This is a genomic window from Brevundimonas sp. DW-iso22, from assembly GCF_058725425.1.
Window position 1 is genome coordinate 136,672 of sequence record NZ_JBZXEB010000003.1, and the last position, 15,899, is coordinate 152,570.

Sequence of the window (15,899 nt, forward strand, 5' to 3'; positions counted from 1 at the left end):
TGCTACCCCACCGCCTTCACCGCCGCGACCACGTCCGCCACCACCGCCCTGACCAGGGCTTCGTCGTCGCCCTCGGCCATGACGCGGATCAGTTTTTCGGTGCCGGAGGGGCGGACCAGGAGGCGCCCCTGGCCTTTGAGGCGGGCCTCGGCGTCGGCGATGGCGGCCTTGACGGCGGCGTCTTCCAGAGGCTTTCCGCCGGTGAAGCGGACGTTTTCCAGAAGCTGGGGCACAGGGTCGAACTGGCGAGCCAGTTCGCTCATGGGGCGGCCGGATTCGATCAGCACGGCCAGCACCTGAAGCGCGCTCATCAGGCCGTCACCGGTCGTGGCGTGGTCATGCAGGATGATGTGGCCGGACTGTTCCCCGCCGATGTTGAAACCGCCCTGGCGCATCCGCTCCATGACGTAGCGGTCGCCGACGCCCGTGCGCTCCAGCGTCAGGCCCTCGGCGGCCAGGGCCCGCTCCAGCCCCAGGTTGGACATGACCGTGGCGACCAGTCCGCCGCCGGTCAGCAGGCCGCGCCGGGCCCAGTCGATGGCGACCATGGCCATGATCTGGTCGCCGTCCACGACCTGGCCCTTCTCATCGCAGATGATCAGTCGGTCGGCGTCGCCGTCCAGGGCGATGCCGATGTGGGCCTTGTGTTCCAGCACGGCCTTGGCCAGCGTCTGTGGGTGGGTCGAGCCGCAGTTTTCGTTGATGTTCAGGCCATTGGGCTCGACCCCGACGCAGAAGACCTCGGCCCCCAGTTCGTAAAGCGTGGTCGGTGCGACCTTGTAGCCAGCCCCATTGGCGCAATCGACGGCGATGCGCAGGCCTTGCAGGCTAAGCCCCTTGGGGAAGCTGGCCTTGGCGATCTCGACATAGCGGGCCTGGGCGTCGTCGATGCGTTTGACGCGGCCCAGCTTGTCCGGCGGGGCCAGACCGGAATCCAGCGCCTCGTCCATCATGGATTCGATCTTCAGCTCGACCTGATCCGACAGCTTGTAACCGTCCGGCCCGAACAGCTTGATGCCATTGTCCAGATAGGCGTTGTGCGAGGCGGAGATCATTACCCCGATGTCGGCACGCATGGACCGGGTCATCATGGCCACGCCAGGCGTCGGCAGCGGCCCGAACGTCAGCACGTCCATGCCGGCCGAGGAGAAGCCCGCCACCAGCGCCGGCTCGATCATATATCCCGACAGGCGCGTGTCCTTGCCGATCACCACCAGGTGGCGACGGTCGTCGGACGACATGAACATCCGCCCCGCCGCCAGGCCGACACGCAGCGCCACCTCGGGCGTCATGGGGTGAGTGTTGGCGCGGCCACGAATGCCGTCGGTCCCGAAATAGCGTCTGTCGGCCAAGCTTGGTCTTCCCTGATCGGCGTCGCAGAAATCTTGCGAAACCGCTTTTTAGATGCGAACCCCGTCCCTGTCGCCTAAGCGAGTTGTGACAGTTCAGGGTCGGATTAGACCCTCACGCGCCCGCACGCAAAGCGGGCCCCATCCGTTTCCTCAAGGACGATTTCTCATGTGCGGCATCATCGGCGTGACCGGGACCGGCCCGGCGGTTCCCCGTCTGATCGACAGCCTGAAGCGGCTGGAATACCGGGGCTATGACTCCGCCGGGGTTGCGGCCCTCGTGGAGGGCCGCATCGAGCGCCGCCGCGCCAAAGGCAAGATTCGCGAGCTGGAAGCTGTGCTGGCCGCCGAGCCGCTGGAGGCTACTGTCGGGATCGGCCATACCCGCTGGGCCACGCACGGCGCGCCGACCACAGCCAACGCCCATCCGCACAAGGCGGGGCGGGTCGTACTGGTTCACAACGGCATCATCGAGAACTTCGCCGAACTGAAGGCCGATCTGGCCGCCGAGGGCCACGTCTTCGAAAGCCAGACCGACACCGAGGTGGTCGCCCATCTTCTGGATCGCGAACTGACCAAGGGCAATGATCCGCTGGTGGCCTTCAAGTCCGTGCTGGACCGCCTGACCGGAGCCTATGCCCTGGCCGTGCTGATCGAGGGCGAGGACGGGCTTATACTTGGCGCGCGGCGCGGCAGCCCGCTGGTCGTCGGTTGGGGCGAAGGCGAGATGTATCTGGGCTCTGACGCCCTGGCGGTGGGGCCGTTCACCCAGAAGATCAGCTATCTGGACGAAGGCGATTTCGTCGCCCTGAACCGCGACGGTGCACGCATGTTCGACGTGTCGGGCCAGCCTGCCGAGCGTCCGATCGTCACCGTTTCCGCCTCCTCGGCCCTGGTCGAGAAGGGCGAGTATCGGCACTTCATGGAGAAGGAAATCCATGAACAGCCCGACAGCGTCCAGCACACGCTGAGCCACTACCTCGACTTCGTAAATGCCAAGGCCAGTGTCGGTGACACCGACTTTGCCGCCGTCGAGCGCATCCAGATCGTAGCCTGCGGCACCGCCTTCTATGCGGGTCAGATCGGGCGCTATGCGTTCGAGAAGCTGGCCGGCCTGCCCTGCGACGTCGAGATCGCGTCGGAGTTTCGGTATCGCAGCCCGGCTCTGTCGAAGGGCACCCTGGCCGTCGCCGTCAGCCAGTCGGGCGAAACCGCCGACACCCTGGCCAGCCTGTCCTGGTGCAAGGCCAAGGGACTGAAGACCGCCGCCCTGGTCAATGTGCACTCGTCATCGATGGCCCGCGAGGCCGATCATCTGTGGCCCACGCATGCGGGCCCCGAGATTGGCGTCGCCTCCACCAAGGCCTTCACCGCCCAGGTCGCGGCCCTGCTGGCCCTGGCCGTGGCGGCGGGCGTCCAGCGCGGCACCATCGACGCGACCCGCGAGACCGAGCTGGTCAAGGCCCTGTTCGAGGCCCCACGCCTGATTGCCGAAGCCATGCTGATGGAGGATGCGCTGAAGGCCGTGGCCCATGATCTAGCCCGGGCGACCGACGTGCTGTTTCTGGGTCGTGGGGCGATGTTCCCCCTGGCCATGGAAGGGGCGCTGAAGCTGAAGGAGATCAGCTATATCCACGCCGAGGGCTATGCCGCCGGCGAGCTGAAGCACGGCCCCATCGCCCTGATCGACGAGGAGACGCCGACCGTCGCCCTGGCCCCGCTGGACGATGTGTTCGAAAAGACAGCCTCCAATCTGCAGGAAATTGCGGCACGTGGTGGTCCGGTCATCATGATCGCGCCCCAGTCTGCGCCCGACCTGCACGGCACCGGAATTCGCCGCGTCGACGCTCCCGACTGTCACCCCCTGATCGCCCCGCTGGTCTATGCCGTGCCGGTGCAGTTGCTGGCCTACTATACGGCCGTCCAGAAAGGCACGGACGTGGACCAGCCGCGCAACCTGGCCAAGTCCGTGACAGTTGAGTGATCGCAACTGGCTGCGAATGCGTTAGGCTGCTTCGAGCCGTTTCTCAGGAACATCCATGACCGACCATTCCCGCCGTCTCCGCAAGGCCGTCCTGCCCGTCGCGGGCCTGGGCACACGTGTCCTGCCCGGGACCAAGACAACGCCCAAGGAGCTGCTGAACGTCGTCGACAGGCCGATCCTGAGTTACATCGTGGAGGAGGCACGCGAGGCCGGGATCGAGCACATCGTCTTCGTTACGGGGCGATCGAAGGGGGCGATCGAGGACTATTTCGATCACCAGATCGAACTGGAGGCCCAGCTGCTGGCCAAGGGCAAGACCGAGATTCTGGAGGCCATGATCGCCGAGCTGGCGACCGCCGGCGAGATGAGCTTCACCCGCCAGATGCAGCCCCTGGGCCTGGGCCACGCCGTCTGGTGCGCCCGCGACATCATCGGTGACGAGCCTTTTGCCGTGTTGCTGCCCGATGTCATCGTGGATTCGCAGCCAGGAGCGCTGAAGCAGCTTGCCGAGGTCTATGCCCAGGTGGGCGGCAATGTCATCGGCGTCGAGGCCGTGCCCGAGAGCGAGACCCACAAGTACGGAATCGTCGATCCCCTGGACGGGCCCGAGGGGCGCAACGGCGCACACATCCGCATGAAGGGCATGGTCGAAAAGCCGCCACGGGGCGAAGCACCGTCCAACCTTTCCATATCCGGGCGCTACATCCTGCAGCCGGAGATATTCGGCATACTGGAAAACCAGCCACGTGGTGCAGGCGGCGAAATCCAGCTGACCGACGGCATGGCCCGGCTCATGAAGGACCAGACTTTCACGGCGGTCGAATACGAGGGGATCACCCACGACTGCGGCGACAAGATCGGACTGTTGCGAGCCAATGTCGCCCTCGCGCTGAAACGCCCCGATCTGGGCGATGCGGCAAGGGCTGCGATCAGCGCCCTCCTCTAGAGCCGTCTAACGGTTCGGGATCCGCCCGCCGCCGTTGCGGAGTTCACAGACATTGTCAGTCTGCGGACGACCGGTCTGCCGTCCAATGGGTGCGAGAATGCCGCCTCGCGCCTCACAGTCGGCGGCAAGCCGGTTGAACTCACTGGTGTAGCGGTCCTGTCCGGGAGACGAGGCGCAAGCGGCCAATGACAGGGCCAGCGCGGTGGAAGCCAGGGCGATACGCATGGGTCATGTTTCCTTTGGTCTGAATAAGGAATGTGAACGCCGATCAGCGGTTCCGCGCAACCGTTTCGACCATCCTCTTCAGATCTACCTGTGACGACAGACGGTGATCGCCGCCGGTGATGAGGTCCAGAGACACGTCGCCACCGGACAGACGCGCGATCAGCTCTACCTGATGCCTCCAAGGAACAGTCGTATCGTCGCGCCCCTGAAGGATATGAATCGGGGCCGCTACAGGGATGATGCCGTCCAGCAACAGCCAGTCACGCGCCTCCTCGAACATGGTGCGGGTCAGGACGTATTCACCCAGCCCGTCCTCGACTATGGTCGTCTCGCCATCGCGCAGAATGGTCTGACGTTCATGATCGGCAAGGCCGGGCCACATCAGGCGCTCGGTAAAGTCCTGAGCCGGATTGATCAGGATCAGAGCCTTGATCCGCGCCGGCCGAGCCAGTGCGGCCAGCAAGGCGATCCAGCCGCCCATGGACGAGCCCACCGGGATGACCGGCCCTTCAAGACTGTCAATCAGAGCGATCGCATCCTCGCGCCAGCGGCCTATGGTGGCCTGACGCCAATCGCCGGATGACTGGCCGTGGGCGAAGTGGTCGTAGCGGACGAAGTTCCAGCCCCGCTCGCGCGCCGCCGCATCGAGCGCCAGGGCCTTGGTCCCCTCCATGTCAGAGCGGAAGCCGCCGATCCAGAGGACGGTCGGGCCCGAGCCATCGACGCGCTTGAAGGCCAGGGTTTCGCCGTCGGGGCGACGCAAGGTCTGGATGTCGCTCATGGTGTCTTTTGCCGCCTCCTGTGCGGTTCGTCACTCGGTGTCGATCAAAGCCGGACTTGACCCCGTTACGCGATGACGGAACACAGGCGCATGTCTACCGCGCCACAGGTTCTGTTCGTCACCTCCAACCGCATCGGCGACTGCGTAATTTCGTCGGGCGTCATCCGCGAGATTCTGCGCCAGATGCCAGGAGCCGAGATCACCGTCGCCTGTGGTCGCCCGCCCGCCCCCTTCTTTCGCTCGGCCCCGGGCGTGACGCGGACGATCATCCTGGACAAGAAGAAGCTGGCCGGACACTGGGTCGATCTATGGAAACAGGTCGTCGGCACCCGCTGGGACCTGGTGATCGACATCCGTGGATCAGCACTCAGCTATCTGGTCACGGCCAAGCGTCGCACCGTCTACAACCGCTCCTGGGAGACGGGCCTGCGCAAGGTCGAGATGGTGTCGCGCCTGATGGGGTCGGCGGTGCCGCTGGACCCCGAGATTTGGCTGGACGAACAGGCGCGGGTTGAGGCTGCCGCCGTCATCGACCCTCAACTGTCTGCCGGCTCCGGACCGGGTCGCATCATCGCCCTTGCTCCGATCGCGCATCAGCCGGGGAAGAGTTGGCCCGCCGACCGCTGGGGCGCACTGGTCGAAAGGCTGAAGGTTGAGCCACGCTTCGATGGCTGGCGCTTTATGCCTGTCGGCGGGCCGGGCGACCGGCCACCCGCGACACCCGCGCTGGAGGCTGCCGGAGCGCGCGGCATCGACTTCGTGGGCAAGGGAGACATCCTGGCCTCGGCCGCCGCCATTGATCGGGCGGACCTGTTCGTCGGCAACGATTCCGGCCTGATGCATGTATCGGCGGCGCTGGGCGGCCCGACGCTGGGGCTGTTCGGGCCGACTGAATGGTGGCTGTACGGTCCGTGGGGACCCAAGACCCGCACGGTCGCCTCCAACGAGACGCGCGGTCAGTTCGCTCCCATCGAGGACCTCAGCGTCGATCATGTGTTTCAGGCGGTTCTGGCCTTGCACGACGACTTCATCCGCTAGGCGATCCACGCGCCGAACCTTGTGAAATGGCGCATTCGCGGTCATATAGAAGCCCGCAGGGTGAAGAGAGCGATCCGTCGCGCCCTTCGCCTCGCCGTCACACGACCCCCATTCACGCAAGGAAACGACGCCCATTCGCCGTCCGATGAACCAGCCGCCCGTCAAGGACGGCCCCCCCATGAACCAGGATATCCGCGCGCCGCGCGTTCTGCTGATCGATCAGAACGGCGAGAAACAGGGCGTCATGCCCACATCCGCCGCGCTGGAAGCCGCCGAAGAGGCGGGCATGGACCTGGTTCAGATCGTCTCCACCTCGGAACCGCCGGTGGTGAAGATCCTCGACTACGGCAAATTCCGTTTCCAGGAGCAGAAGAAGAAGGCCGAGGCCCGCAAGCGCCAGAAGGTCGTCGAGCTCAAGGAAATCAAGCTGCGGCCCAATATCGACACCCACGATTATGAGGTGAAGGCCAAGGCCATGCACCGCTTCTTCGACGAGGGCGACAAGGTCAAGGTGACGCTGCGCTTCCGTGGCCGCGAAATGGCTCACCCCGAACTGGGCATGAAGCTGCTGAACAAGGTCCAGGAAGACTTCGACGAAGTCGCCAAGGTCGAATATGCCCCGCGCATGGAAGGCCGCCAAATGATCATGATCCTGGCTCCGAAATAGGACGCCGATTTCACCACATCGCAACGCCCCACCTGGAAACGGCTGGGGCGTTTCTTTTTGGTGCCTGCCCCTTGAAGAGGGGATCTCGCAAGCTCACCGGGCCCCTTGCCCACCAGCAGAGTTCAGCGTTAGCCTCCGCGCAGCGCCCCGTGGCGCACGGGGGAAGCTGGTGTCAAATCATTTCAAGGGCGCCGTGCTGGCGGTCATGTTTCTGTTCGCCACGGCTCAGCCTGGTCGCGCGCAGAGTGTTCCGCTGGACGTTTACGGGGCCCTGCCGGCATTGGAACTGGTCGAGCCGTCACCCGATGGGGACCGGGTCGCCCTGGTGACAGTCACAGGTACCGGTCGGGCCCTGGTCGTTATCGATCTACGGACCTCCCAGCTTCTGGGTAGGGTGGAGGTTGGTCTGGCGAAAGTCCGGGATCTCAGCTGGATCGGCGGTGGCGATCTTTTGATCACAACGACGACCACCCAGTCGGTTTGGGGCGACGGTGGGCCCCGAGGTGAACTGGCCCTTGGACAAATCTACAACATCGAACGCCGCCGGCTCGTGTCCGTTCTGAATAATGCACCCGGGGTGGTGCCGATTCTGGCTGGTCCGGCCTTTGTGCGCGACACACCCGACGGTCCAACCGCCTTCGTAAGGGCCTACAGTTTTCGCGATCGGCACCTGAACCTCTACCGCCTGGACAGCTCAACAGGCCGGGGCCGTGAGGCTGCGAACCTCGACCGAAATGTGGAGGACGTGGTTCTTGACGCGGCGGGCGGCCTGGTCGCCCGATCAACCTATGACGAGGGTAGTGGGAAATGGGGCCTGACCTTCCCCGACGCTCGCCAGAGCCGTGAGGTCTGGAGCACTAACGCCTTGTTGGACCCACCCGCCCTGTTGGGGCTCGGTCGCGACGGACGCTCTGTCGTAGTGTCAGCCTCGCGCGCCGAGAGAGAAGAATCCACAGAAGAGGACGAAGGCGTCGCTCTGTTCGAAGTCGACCGTTCCGGCGTCCGCACGCCTCTGCCATTCGAGCGGCATCCGACGTTTCTGCTTTTCCACCCCGCGACGCGTGTGCTGATAGGCGGAGCCTCTGTGCAGGATACCGGGACGAGCTACGTCTTTTTCGATCCTGCCGCCGCCGAGGCCTGGGCCAAGGTTTCCAGCGCATTTCCCGACCGTCATCCGCAGTTGGTGTCATGGTCTGCAGACCTGCAGACGGTGCTGGTCCTCACCGAAGGGCCCGGCGATGCCGGGTCCTATCATGTCGTCGATCTCGATAGACGCGCCGTGAACGCCCTTGGCGAAACCTACCCGGCTCTCTCGGCGGATCAAGTGGCACCAGTTCGGCCGATCAGCTATTCGGCCGACGATGGGCTTGAGATCCACGGCTACCTTACCACGCCCCCTGGCCTGACTGACCCACGCGCACTGCCCCTGGTGGTTCTGCCTCACGGCGGCCCCGCTGCACGCGACGGAATGGGATTTGACTGGTGGGCCCAGGCGTTGGCTTCACGCGGATATGCAGTTCTCCAGGCCAATTTCCGCGGCTCGACAGGCTACGGCAAAAGCTTTCTTGAAGCCGGCTATGGAGAGTGGGGTCTGAAAATGCAGACCGATCTTTCGGACGGCGTGCGCTGGCTGACTGAACAGGGGCTGGTCGATCCCGAAAAGGTCTGCATCGTGGGTGCCAGCTATGGCGGCTATGCCGCCCTCGCCGGTCCGACGCTGGATCAGGGCATCTACCGCTGCGCCGTTTCTGTCGCCGGGGTCTCGGACCTGCGCCGGATGATTGACCAGGAGGCCCGTGACGGACGTCGCAGGAACAACGAATCCGTGCGTTACTGGAACCGCTTCATTGGGGCGGACGGGCCGGGCGACCGTTCGCTGGACGTCCGATCACCGGCGCGGTTGGCGGCTCAGGCCGACGCGCCGATTCTATTGATCCACGGCCGCGACGATACGGTGGTGCCGATTAGACAGAGCCAACTGATGGCGGAGGCTCTTCGGAGCGCTGGAAAGCCGGTGGAGTTCGTGGAGCTTGAAGGCGAAGATCACTGGTTGTCGCGCGGCGAAACCCGGCTCCGCATGCTGACAGAGACCGTGCGGTTCCTGGAGTTGCACAACCCGCCCCGTTGACGTCCCGGCTTGCGTTATAGCGGTCCTTGGATTAGAGACCGCGCCTTCGCGTACCGAACCGCCGGGCTAACAGGCATGCCTGGGCGGTTCTTAATCAGGGATATTCCTGTGGGCTCAAGTAGCCGACAGGCGATAGCCCACTCATTAAAGAGAACTGAAATGCCCAAACTGAAGACGAAGTCGGGCGCCAAGAAGCGCTTCAAATTCACGGCGACTGGCAAGGTCAAGGCCGGCGTAGCAGGCAAGCGTCACCGCTTGATCAGCCACAACAGCAAATACATCCGCCAGAACCGCGGCACCTCGGTCATGGCCGATGCCGACGCCAAGAAGATCAAATCCTACATGCCCTACGCCTGAGGCGCAGAGCACATACCGATCTGACTTCACCGCATTGAATTTGAACTGATCCCCTCAAGCAGCAAGCCGCCGCGCGGCGCGCGATAGGGGTCTCCGAAGGAAAAACAAAATGGCTCGCGTCAAAAGGGGCGTAACGTCCCACGCCAAACACAAGAAGGTTCTGGAACAGGCCAAGGGCTTCCGGGGCCGTCGCAAGAACACCATCCGCACGGCCAAGGCCGCCGTGGACCGCGCCGGGCAATATGCCTATCGCGACCGCCGCACCAAGAAGCGCAACTTCCGCGCCCTGTGGATCCAGCGCATCAACGCCGCCGCCCGGATCGAAGGCTTCACCTACAGCCAGTTCATCCACGGCCTGGGCCAGGCCGGCATCGAACTGGACCGCAAGGTCCTGGCCGCGATGGCTGCCGACGAAGGCGCGTTCAAGGCCATCGCCGACAAGGTCCGCGACGCCCTGAAGGCCGCCTGATTTTCCGGTAACGGATGCTGAAAAGCCCCCCGGTTCGCGCCGGGGGGCTTTTTGCTTTGAGCCCCAGCGGCTAGACGAAACTCACAATGACCGATCTCGCCCAACTTGAACTCGACCTGATCAATGCCATTGGTGCGGCCGACAGCGTCGCCGCCGTCGAAGACATCCGCATCTCGGCCCTGGGCAAGACCGGCGTCATCTCTGGCCTGCTCAAGGGCATGGGGGCCATGAGTCCTGATGAGCGGCGCGAGCAGGGGCCTGTGATCAATGGCCTGCGCGACCGTGTCGCCGCCGGACTGGCGGCCCGCAAGGCCGAGCTGGAAGCCGCTGAGTTGGACGCCCGGCTTCTGAGCGAGCGCATCGACCTGACGCTGCCGTCACGGTCGCGCCGGGCGGGCAGCGTCCATCCGACCATGCAGGTGATGGACGAGATGATCGCCCTGTTCGCCGACATGGGCTTCGCCGTCGCCGAAGGTCCGGACATCGAGGACGACTTCCACAACTTCACGGCCCTGAATTTCCCGCCCAAACACCCGGCGCGGGAAATGCACGACACCTTCTTCCTGAAGCCCGATCCGGAGACCGGCGAACGCAAGGTCCTGAGGACGCACACCAGCCCGGTTCAGGTGCGCACAATGATGTCGCAACAGCCGCCGATCCGCATCATCGCCCCCGGCCGGACGTTCCGTAAGGACTCGGACGCCACCCACACGCCGATGTTCCATCAGGTCGAAGGTCTGGTGATCGACAAGAACATCCATATGGGCCATTTGAAGTGGACGCTGGAAACCTTCGTCGCGCGCTTCTTCGAGCTTGATCAGGTCGACGCGCGGTTCAGGCCGCACCACTTCCCCTTCACCGAGCCCTCGGCCGAGATGGACATCCGCTGCGACCGTTCGGGCGGGGAGCTGAAGCTGAACACCGGCGACAGCTGGATGGAGATCCTGGGCTGCGGCATGGTTCACCCCAATGTGCTGGAAAACTGCGGCATCGACCCGGACGAGTATCAGGGCTTTGCCTTCGGCATGGGCGTGGATCGCCTGGCGATGCTGAAATACGGCATTCCCGACCTGCGCCCCATGTTCGACGCCGACACCCGCTGGCTGGCCCACTACGGGTTCTCCGCCTTTGCTGCCCCCAACCCGGCCTCGGGCCTGAGCTAAGGATCATCATGACCGACCAAACCACCCCGATGTCAGCCGAAGAGGCCGCCGGCCGTGCTCTGGTGGCCCGCACTACCTTTGAGAAGGAAGCGGTATGGCTGCCCATGCTGGCAGTCCAGCACTGGAATGCGGGTGAAATGTCGATCAAGGACAAGACGTTTACGGATTGTGTAATCGAAGGCCCTGCAGTCATGGCCGTGATGAACGGCACCTTTTTCGATAGCTGCGCGATGGGCACGACGACCGACGTGAAAGCACTGCTTTATCGCCCTGTCAGCGATGTGAAGATGGCTGGCGTGGTCGGCGTTTCGAACTGCCGGTTCGTGCGTTGCCGCTTCGTGCAGGTAGGCTTCACCGGCTCGGACCAGCTGCTGGATGAGATGGCATCCGGGATTCGCAGTCAGGCGAGCGCGTCGTCATGAGCCGGCTGCCGATCACCCGTGAGATTCGCATCGCGTCAGACCTTCGCGCGACGGTTTTCGAAGACGTCGATCTGAACCTCTTCGACCTGCATGTCGACAACAACGGCCCGGGGCTGGGCGTTATCGTCGGTCGCACATTTCGCGGATGCCGCCTTCAGGGGCCGGCCATCATGCTGGTCTCCATGGGTGTCCGTTTCAACGACTGCAACTTCGGCGATCCCGACGGCGACATGCGAAACCTGGTGCTCAGGGCCGAAGGCAAGCGAGCCTTGGGCACCATCCCCTTCCGCGATACCCTGTTCGACGGCTGCGAGTTCCTCAACGTCGGCTTCACCGGGCCGTCCGAAATTCTGGACCAGCTTCTTCTCGTTTCCGGAACCGCCCCAAAGACATGAAATTCACCCTCTCCTGGCTGAAGTCCCACCTGAACACAGAGGCTGATGCCGCCACGGTGGCCGAAGCCATGACCATGGCCGGTCTGGAGGTCGAGGACGTCCACGATCCCATAGCGACCCTGGCTCCGTTCACAGTGGCGAAGATCGTCTCGGCGGAACAGCATCCCAATGCCGATCGGCTGCGCGTCTGTCAGGTCGAGACCGTCGACGGAATGAAGGAGATCGTCTGCGGTGCGCCCAACGCGCGGGCGGGCCTGACCACCATCTATGCGCCCATCGGGGCCTATGTCCCGGGGCTAGGCGTCACCCTGGTCGAAAAGCCGGTGCGGGGCGTGATCTCCAACGGCATGCTGTGCTCCGCGTCGGAACTGGAACAACCCGGCGATAGCGACGGTATTCTGGACCTGCCCGGCCAGCTTCAGGTCGGCACGCCCGCCGCCGCTGTTTTCGGGGCCGAGCCGGTCATTGATTTCGAGGTCACCCCCAACCGCCCCGACTGGCTGGGCGTTGCCGGCATCGCGCGCGACCTGGCCGCAACCGGCATGGGCACCCTGATCGACTATGAGATCGCCACAGTGCGCGGCGGCTTTGCCTGCCCCATCACCGTCCGGATCGAGACGCCCGAGCTGTGCCTCGTATTCGCCGGGCGACTGATCCGGGGCGTGAAGAACGGGCCATCGCCCGCCTGGCTGCAGCATCGCCTCAGCGCGATCGGCCTGCGTTCGATCAACCGTCTGGTGGATGTGACCAATCTGATCGCCTACGACCGCGCCCGGCCCCTGCATGTCTATGATGCCGCCAAGCTGGTGGGGTCCCAGATCGTCGTGCGTGGTGGTCAGGTCGCGTCGGATACGGGAGAGCCCGAACATCTGATCGCCTTGGACGGCAAGACCTATGCGCTTGGCATCGACATGTGCGTCATCGCCGATGCAGCGGGCGAGCGTCCCATCGGCCTGGGCGGCGTCATGGGCGGCGAGAGCACCGGCTGTTCCGAGGACACCACCGACGTCTTCCTCGAGAGCGCCTGGTTCGATCCGATCACCACGGCCCAGACCGGCCGCACCCTGAGCATCAGCTCCGACGCCCAATACCGGTTCGCGCGGGGCGTGGACACGGCCTCGGTCGTGCCGGGCCTGGAACTGGCCACGCGGCTGATCCTGGACCTGTGCGGGGGCGAGCCATCCGACGTCATCGTCGCCGGACAGGCCCCGGCCCTGCCCGCGCCCGTCACCTTCGATCCCGCGCGGGTGGAGCGGTTGACGGGTCTGAGCCTGAGCGACGACCGCATCGCTGAAATCCTGAGTGCCTTGGGCTTCGAGATCGCACGTGGCTCGACCTGGACCGTCACCCCACCCTCGTGGCGGCGCGATGTCGAAGGCGCGGCTGACCTGATCGAGGAAGTCGCGCGGATCGAGGGCTACGGTGCCCTGCCCTCAACCCCCTTGCCCGATCAGGGCGCACCGTCGCGCGGTGTGCTGAACCCGCGTCAGGCCCGCGTGCGGCTGGCACGACGCGCCTTGGCCGCCATGGGCTATGCCGAGGCCGTCACCTGGTCCTTCACCAAACAGTCGACCGCGACCCTGTTCGGCGGCGGTGACGACCGCCTGCTGGTCGAGAACCCCATCGCGGCGGACCTCGACTGCATGCGGCCCTCCGCCCTGCCCAACCTGATCCAGGCGGCCGCCCGCAATGCTGCGCGCGGCCATGCCGATGCGGCCCTGTTCGAGATTGGCCCCATCTATCTGGACGATCAGCCGACCGGTCAGCGCACCGTCATCGCCGGCCTGATCGCGCCTCATGCCGCCCGTCACTGGAGCGGAAACGGCGAAGAGGCTCTGTTCGGCCTGAAGGGTGATCTGATGGCCCTGCTGAGCCAGCTCGGCGCACCCGTCGCCTCGCTGCAGCTGGTTCAGGGCCAGAACCGCGACTGGTGGCATCCAGGCCGGTCCGCACGCCTGCAACTGGGCCCCAAGACCGTGATCGCAGAGTTCGGAGCCCTGCACCCCCGCGTGCTCAAGGCGCTGGACGCAGACGGTCCCATGCTGGCGTTCGAGATCGTGCTGGATTCCGTGCCCGAACCACGCGGGGCCAAAGCCAAGACCCGCGGTCCGGCCCAACTGGCCAACCTGATGCCGCTCAGCCGCGACTTCGCCTTTGTGGTCGAGGACGGCAAGGCAGCCGGAGAACTGGTCCGCGCCGTGGCCGGGGCGGACAAGGCCCTGATCACTGATGTGCGGGTCTTCGACCTGTATCGCGGCCAGGGCGTGGCCGAAGGCCATGCCTCGGTCGGGCTGGAAGTCATGATTCAGCCGCGCGAGGCCACCCTGACCGAGCCCGAAATCGAGGCCTTGTCGGCGAAGATCGTCGCGGCGGCGGCCAAGACAGGCGCAGTTCTGCGGGCCTAATCCGGCGCGCGGCAAGGTTCCGTTAACCTTGCCGCCGCAAGGCTGACTCAAAGAGCGGCGACGGTGTCGTCAGCGCCCGCGCCAGTCGGGCGGACCGTCTCGCCTTCGGAGCCAAAAGTCATGCATCGCCGCCAGTTGATCCTCTCGGGCCTCGCCGCCACCGCCGGAACCGTCGGCCTGTCCGCCTGCGCCACCACCAACAACGGCCAGCCGTCCGACCCCAACTATCCGATCCGCTCCGACCAGAACGCCCAGGCCTATACGGCCGACGAGCTGGTCGCCGCCGGTTCGCGCGAACTGGGCATCGCCGCCGAGGCCATCGGCGGCGCGATCGAGCGCATCTTTGCCGACAACGGTGACCGTCCAACAGCCTATATCGCGGGCGAGGAAGCCGCCGGGGCCGCCGCCATAGGCCTGCGCTACGGACGCGGGGCCCTGCACATGAAGGACCTGTCCGCTTCGCAGGAAGTCTTCTGGCAGGGGATTTCGATCGGCTGGGACATCGGCGGCAATGCCAGCCGGGTCTTCACCCTGGTCTACGGCCTGTACCACCCCGACATGATCTATCGCCGTTACCCTGGCGTGGAAGGTACAGCCTATCTGATCGGGGGCCTTGGCGTGAACTATCAGCGCGCGGACGGCATCGTCCTGGCCCCGATCCGCACGGGCGTGGGCCTGCGCGCCGGTGCCAACGTCGGCAGCATGGCCTACAGCCGCCAGCGGAACATTCTTCCTTTCTAGTGAGGGAAGAGCGCTAACACTCGCGAGCCGGTCGCTCGCTGCTTGAGCAACATTCTTTGGCGCTAGCGCTCGCCGCGCGGCGGCTCGCTGCTTGAGCGCTGAAGTCAGAATTGAAAAGGGGCGAGGCCGCTGCGGCCTCGCCCCTTTTTCTTATCAGGCGGCGCTGGCGGCCTTGCCCTCGGCCTTTTGCTTGGCGTCATGCGCCCGCATGCCGTCGGCGATCAGTTCGGCGGCCTTGCCGGCGTCGCCCCAGCCCTTGACCGTCACCGACTTGTTCTTCTCCAGATCCTTGTAGCGGGTGAAGAAGTGCTCGATCTGCTCGACCAGGATGGCAGGCAGCTGACGGTAGCTGGCGATGTCGGTGTAATAGGGGTTCAGCTTGTCGACCGGCACGGCCAGGATCTTGTCGTCGCCACCGGCCTCGTCTTCCATCATCAGCACGCCGATCGGGCGGCAGCGGATGACACAGCCCGGCACCACCGGCGCAGGGTTCAGCACCATGACGTCGCAAGGGTCACCGTCGTCGGCCAAGGTGTGCGGCACGAAGCCGTAGTTGCCCGGATAATACATGGCCGTGTGCAGGAAGCGGTCCACGAACAGGGCACCGCTATCCTTGTCCATCTCGTACTTCACCGGCAGGCCACCCTGCGGGATCTCGATAATGACATTCAGGTCCCAGGGGGGATTGGGGCCGACGGGGATGGCGTCGATGTTCATGACGGGCTCAACTGTTGTGCACTGCAAGACGGGGAGGCGCGCGTGATAGGCTCCGGATGGCTTCTAGGCAAGCATTGCGGCCCCGCACCCTTGCCCCCACCGTCCGCTGACG

16 protein-coding genes are annotated in these 15,899 nt (G+C 65.0%); 12 read left to right on the plus strand and 4 right to left on the minus strand.

Features of this window, described 5'->3' with window-relative positions:
• Positions 1-2: 2 nt before the first annotated feature.
• Positions 3-1,352 carry a phosphoglucosamine mutase gene (gene glmM / locus AC4PRM_RS04220; protein WP_492038908.1) on the minus strand — a complete coding sequence of 450 codons (1,350 nt, stop codon included), beginning with the start codon at positions 1,350-1,352 and terminating at the stop codon, positions 3-5.
• A 166-nt stretch (positions 1,353-1,518) separates the two neighbouring features.
• Here glmM and glmS point away from each other — a divergent pair, with 166 nt between their 5' ends.
• Positions 1,519-3,333: a glutamine--fructose-6-phosphate transaminase (isomerizing) gene (gene glmS, locus AC4PRM_RS04225; RefSeq protein ID WP_492038909.1), complete on the plus strand. Its 1,815-nt coding sequence runs from the start codon at positions 1,519-1,521 to the stop codon at positions 3,331-3,333.
• A 55-nt stretch (positions 3,334-3,388) separates the two neighbouring features.
• The gene (locus AC4PRM_RS04230) at positions 3,389-4,279 is read left to right on the plus strand and encodes a UTP--glucose-1-phosphate uridylyltransferase (RefSeq protein ID WP_373256966.1); all 891 of its coding nucleotides are present in this window, start codon (positions 3,389-3,391) and stop codon (positions 4,277-4,279) included.
• A 6-nt stretch (positions 4,280-4,285) separates the two neighbouring features.
• On the opposite strand, the gene AC4PRM_RS04235 is transcribed toward AC4PRM_RS04230, so the two are convergent.
• Both AC4PRM_RS04235 and AC4PRM_RS04240 read right to left on the minus strand, forming a co-directional pair.
• Positions 4,286-4,504 carry a hypothetical protein gene (locus AC4PRM_RS04235; protein ID WP_492038910.1) on the minus strand — a complete coding sequence of 73 codons (219 nt, stop codon included), beginning with the start codon at positions 4,502-4,504 and terminating at the stop codon, positions 4,286-4,288.
• Positions 4,505-4,547: 43 nt separating this feature from the next.
• Positions 4,548-5,285: an alpha/beta fold hydrolase gene (locus tag AC4PRM_RS04240; RefSeq protein WP_492038911.1), complete on the minus strand. Its 738-nt coding sequence runs from the start codon at positions 5,283-5,285 to the stop codon at positions 4,548-4,550.
• Between the two features lie 90 nt (positions 5,286-5,375).
• Between AC4PRM_RS04240 and AC4PRM_RS04245 the strand changes: the two genes are divergently transcribed.
• The 10 genes from AC4PRM_RS04245 (at position 5,376) to AC4PRM_RS04290 (ending at position 15,070) form a co-directional block, all read left to right on the plus strand.
• The gene (locus AC4PRM_RS04245; protein ID WP_492038912.1) at positions 5,376-6,323 is read left to right on the plus strand and encodes a glycosyltransferase family 9 protein; all 948 of its coding nucleotides are present in this window, start codon (positions 5,376-5,378) and stop codon (positions 6,321-6,323) included.
• Between the two features lie 145 nt (positions 6,324-6,468).
• A complete protein-coding gene (gene infC, locus AC4PRM_RS04250) occupies positions 6,469-6,990 on the plus strand; it encodes a translation initiation factor IF-3 (protein ID WP_373256962.1) in 522 nt (173 codons plus the stop codon).
• Between the two features lie 169 nt (positions 6,991-7,159).
• Positions 7,160-9,118 (plus strand): alpha/beta hydrolase family protein, encoded by a 1,959-nt coding sequence (locus AC4PRM_RS04255; protein WP_492038913.1) that lies wholly within the window; start codon positions 7,160-7,162, stop codon positions 9,116-9,118.
• Positions 9,119-9,277: 159 nt separating this feature from the next.
• Positions 9,278-9,475: a 50S ribosomal protein L35 gene (gene rpmI, locus AC4PRM_RS04260; RefSeq protein ID WP_003166435.1), complete on the plus strand. Its 198-nt coding sequence runs from the start codon at positions 9,278-9,280 to the stop codon at positions 9,473-9,475.
• 109 nt (positions 9,476-9,584) lie between these two features.
• On the plus strand, positions 9,585-9,944 hold the full coding sequence (gene rplT / locus AC4PRM_RS04265; protein ID WP_292173351.1) for a 50S ribosomal protein L20: 360 nt from the start codon (positions 9,585-9,587) through the stop codon (positions 9,942-9,944).
• A gap of 86 nt (positions 9,945-10,030) precedes the next feature.
• Positions 10,031-11,107 carry a phenylalanine--tRNA ligase subunit alpha gene (gene pheS, locus AC4PRM_RS04270; protein ID WP_492038914.1) on the plus strand — a complete coding sequence of 359 codons (1,077 nt, stop codon included), beginning with the start codon at positions 10,031-10,033 and terminating at the stop codon, positions 11,105-11,107.
• Between the two features lie 8 nt (positions 11,108-11,115).
• Entirely contained in the window at positions 11,116-11,529 is a 414-nt protein-coding gene (locus AC4PRM_RS04275; RefSeq protein ID WP_373256960.1) for a hypothetical protein, read from the plus strand.
• Positions 11,526-11,924: a hypothetical protein gene (locus AC4PRM_RS04280; protein ID WP_492038915.1), complete on the plus strand. Its 399-nt coding sequence runs from the start codon at positions 11,526-11,528 to the stop codon at positions 11,922-11,924. Before AC4PRM_RS04275 ends, AC4PRM_RS04280 begins: the two co-directional genes overlap by 4 nt.
• Positions 11,921-14,329 carry a phenylalanine--tRNA ligase subunit beta gene (gene pheT, locus AC4PRM_RS04285; RefSeq protein WP_492038916.1) on the plus strand — a complete coding sequence of 803 codons (2,409 nt, stop codon included), beginning with the start codon at positions 11,921-11,923 and terminating at the stop codon, positions 14,327-14,329. The genes AC4PRM_RS04280 and pheT overlap by 4 nt, the downstream gene beginning before the upstream one ends.
• 120 nt (positions 14,330-14,449) lie before the next feature.
• Entirely contained in the window at positions 14,450-15,070 is a 621-nt protein-coding gene (locus tag AC4PRM_RS04290; protein ID WP_292173338.1) for an EipA family protein, read from the plus strand.
• 153 nt (positions 15,071-15,223) lie between these two features.
• Here AC4PRM_RS04290 and ppa read toward each other — a convergent pair whose 3' ends face one another.
• On the minus strand, positions 15,224-15,787 hold the full coding sequence (gene ppa, locus AC4PRM_RS04295; protein WP_492038917.1) for an inorganic diphosphatase: 564 nt from the start codon (positions 15,785-15,787) through the stop codon (positions 15,224-15,226).
• Between the last annotated feature and the right edge of the window lie 112 nt (positions 15,788-15,899).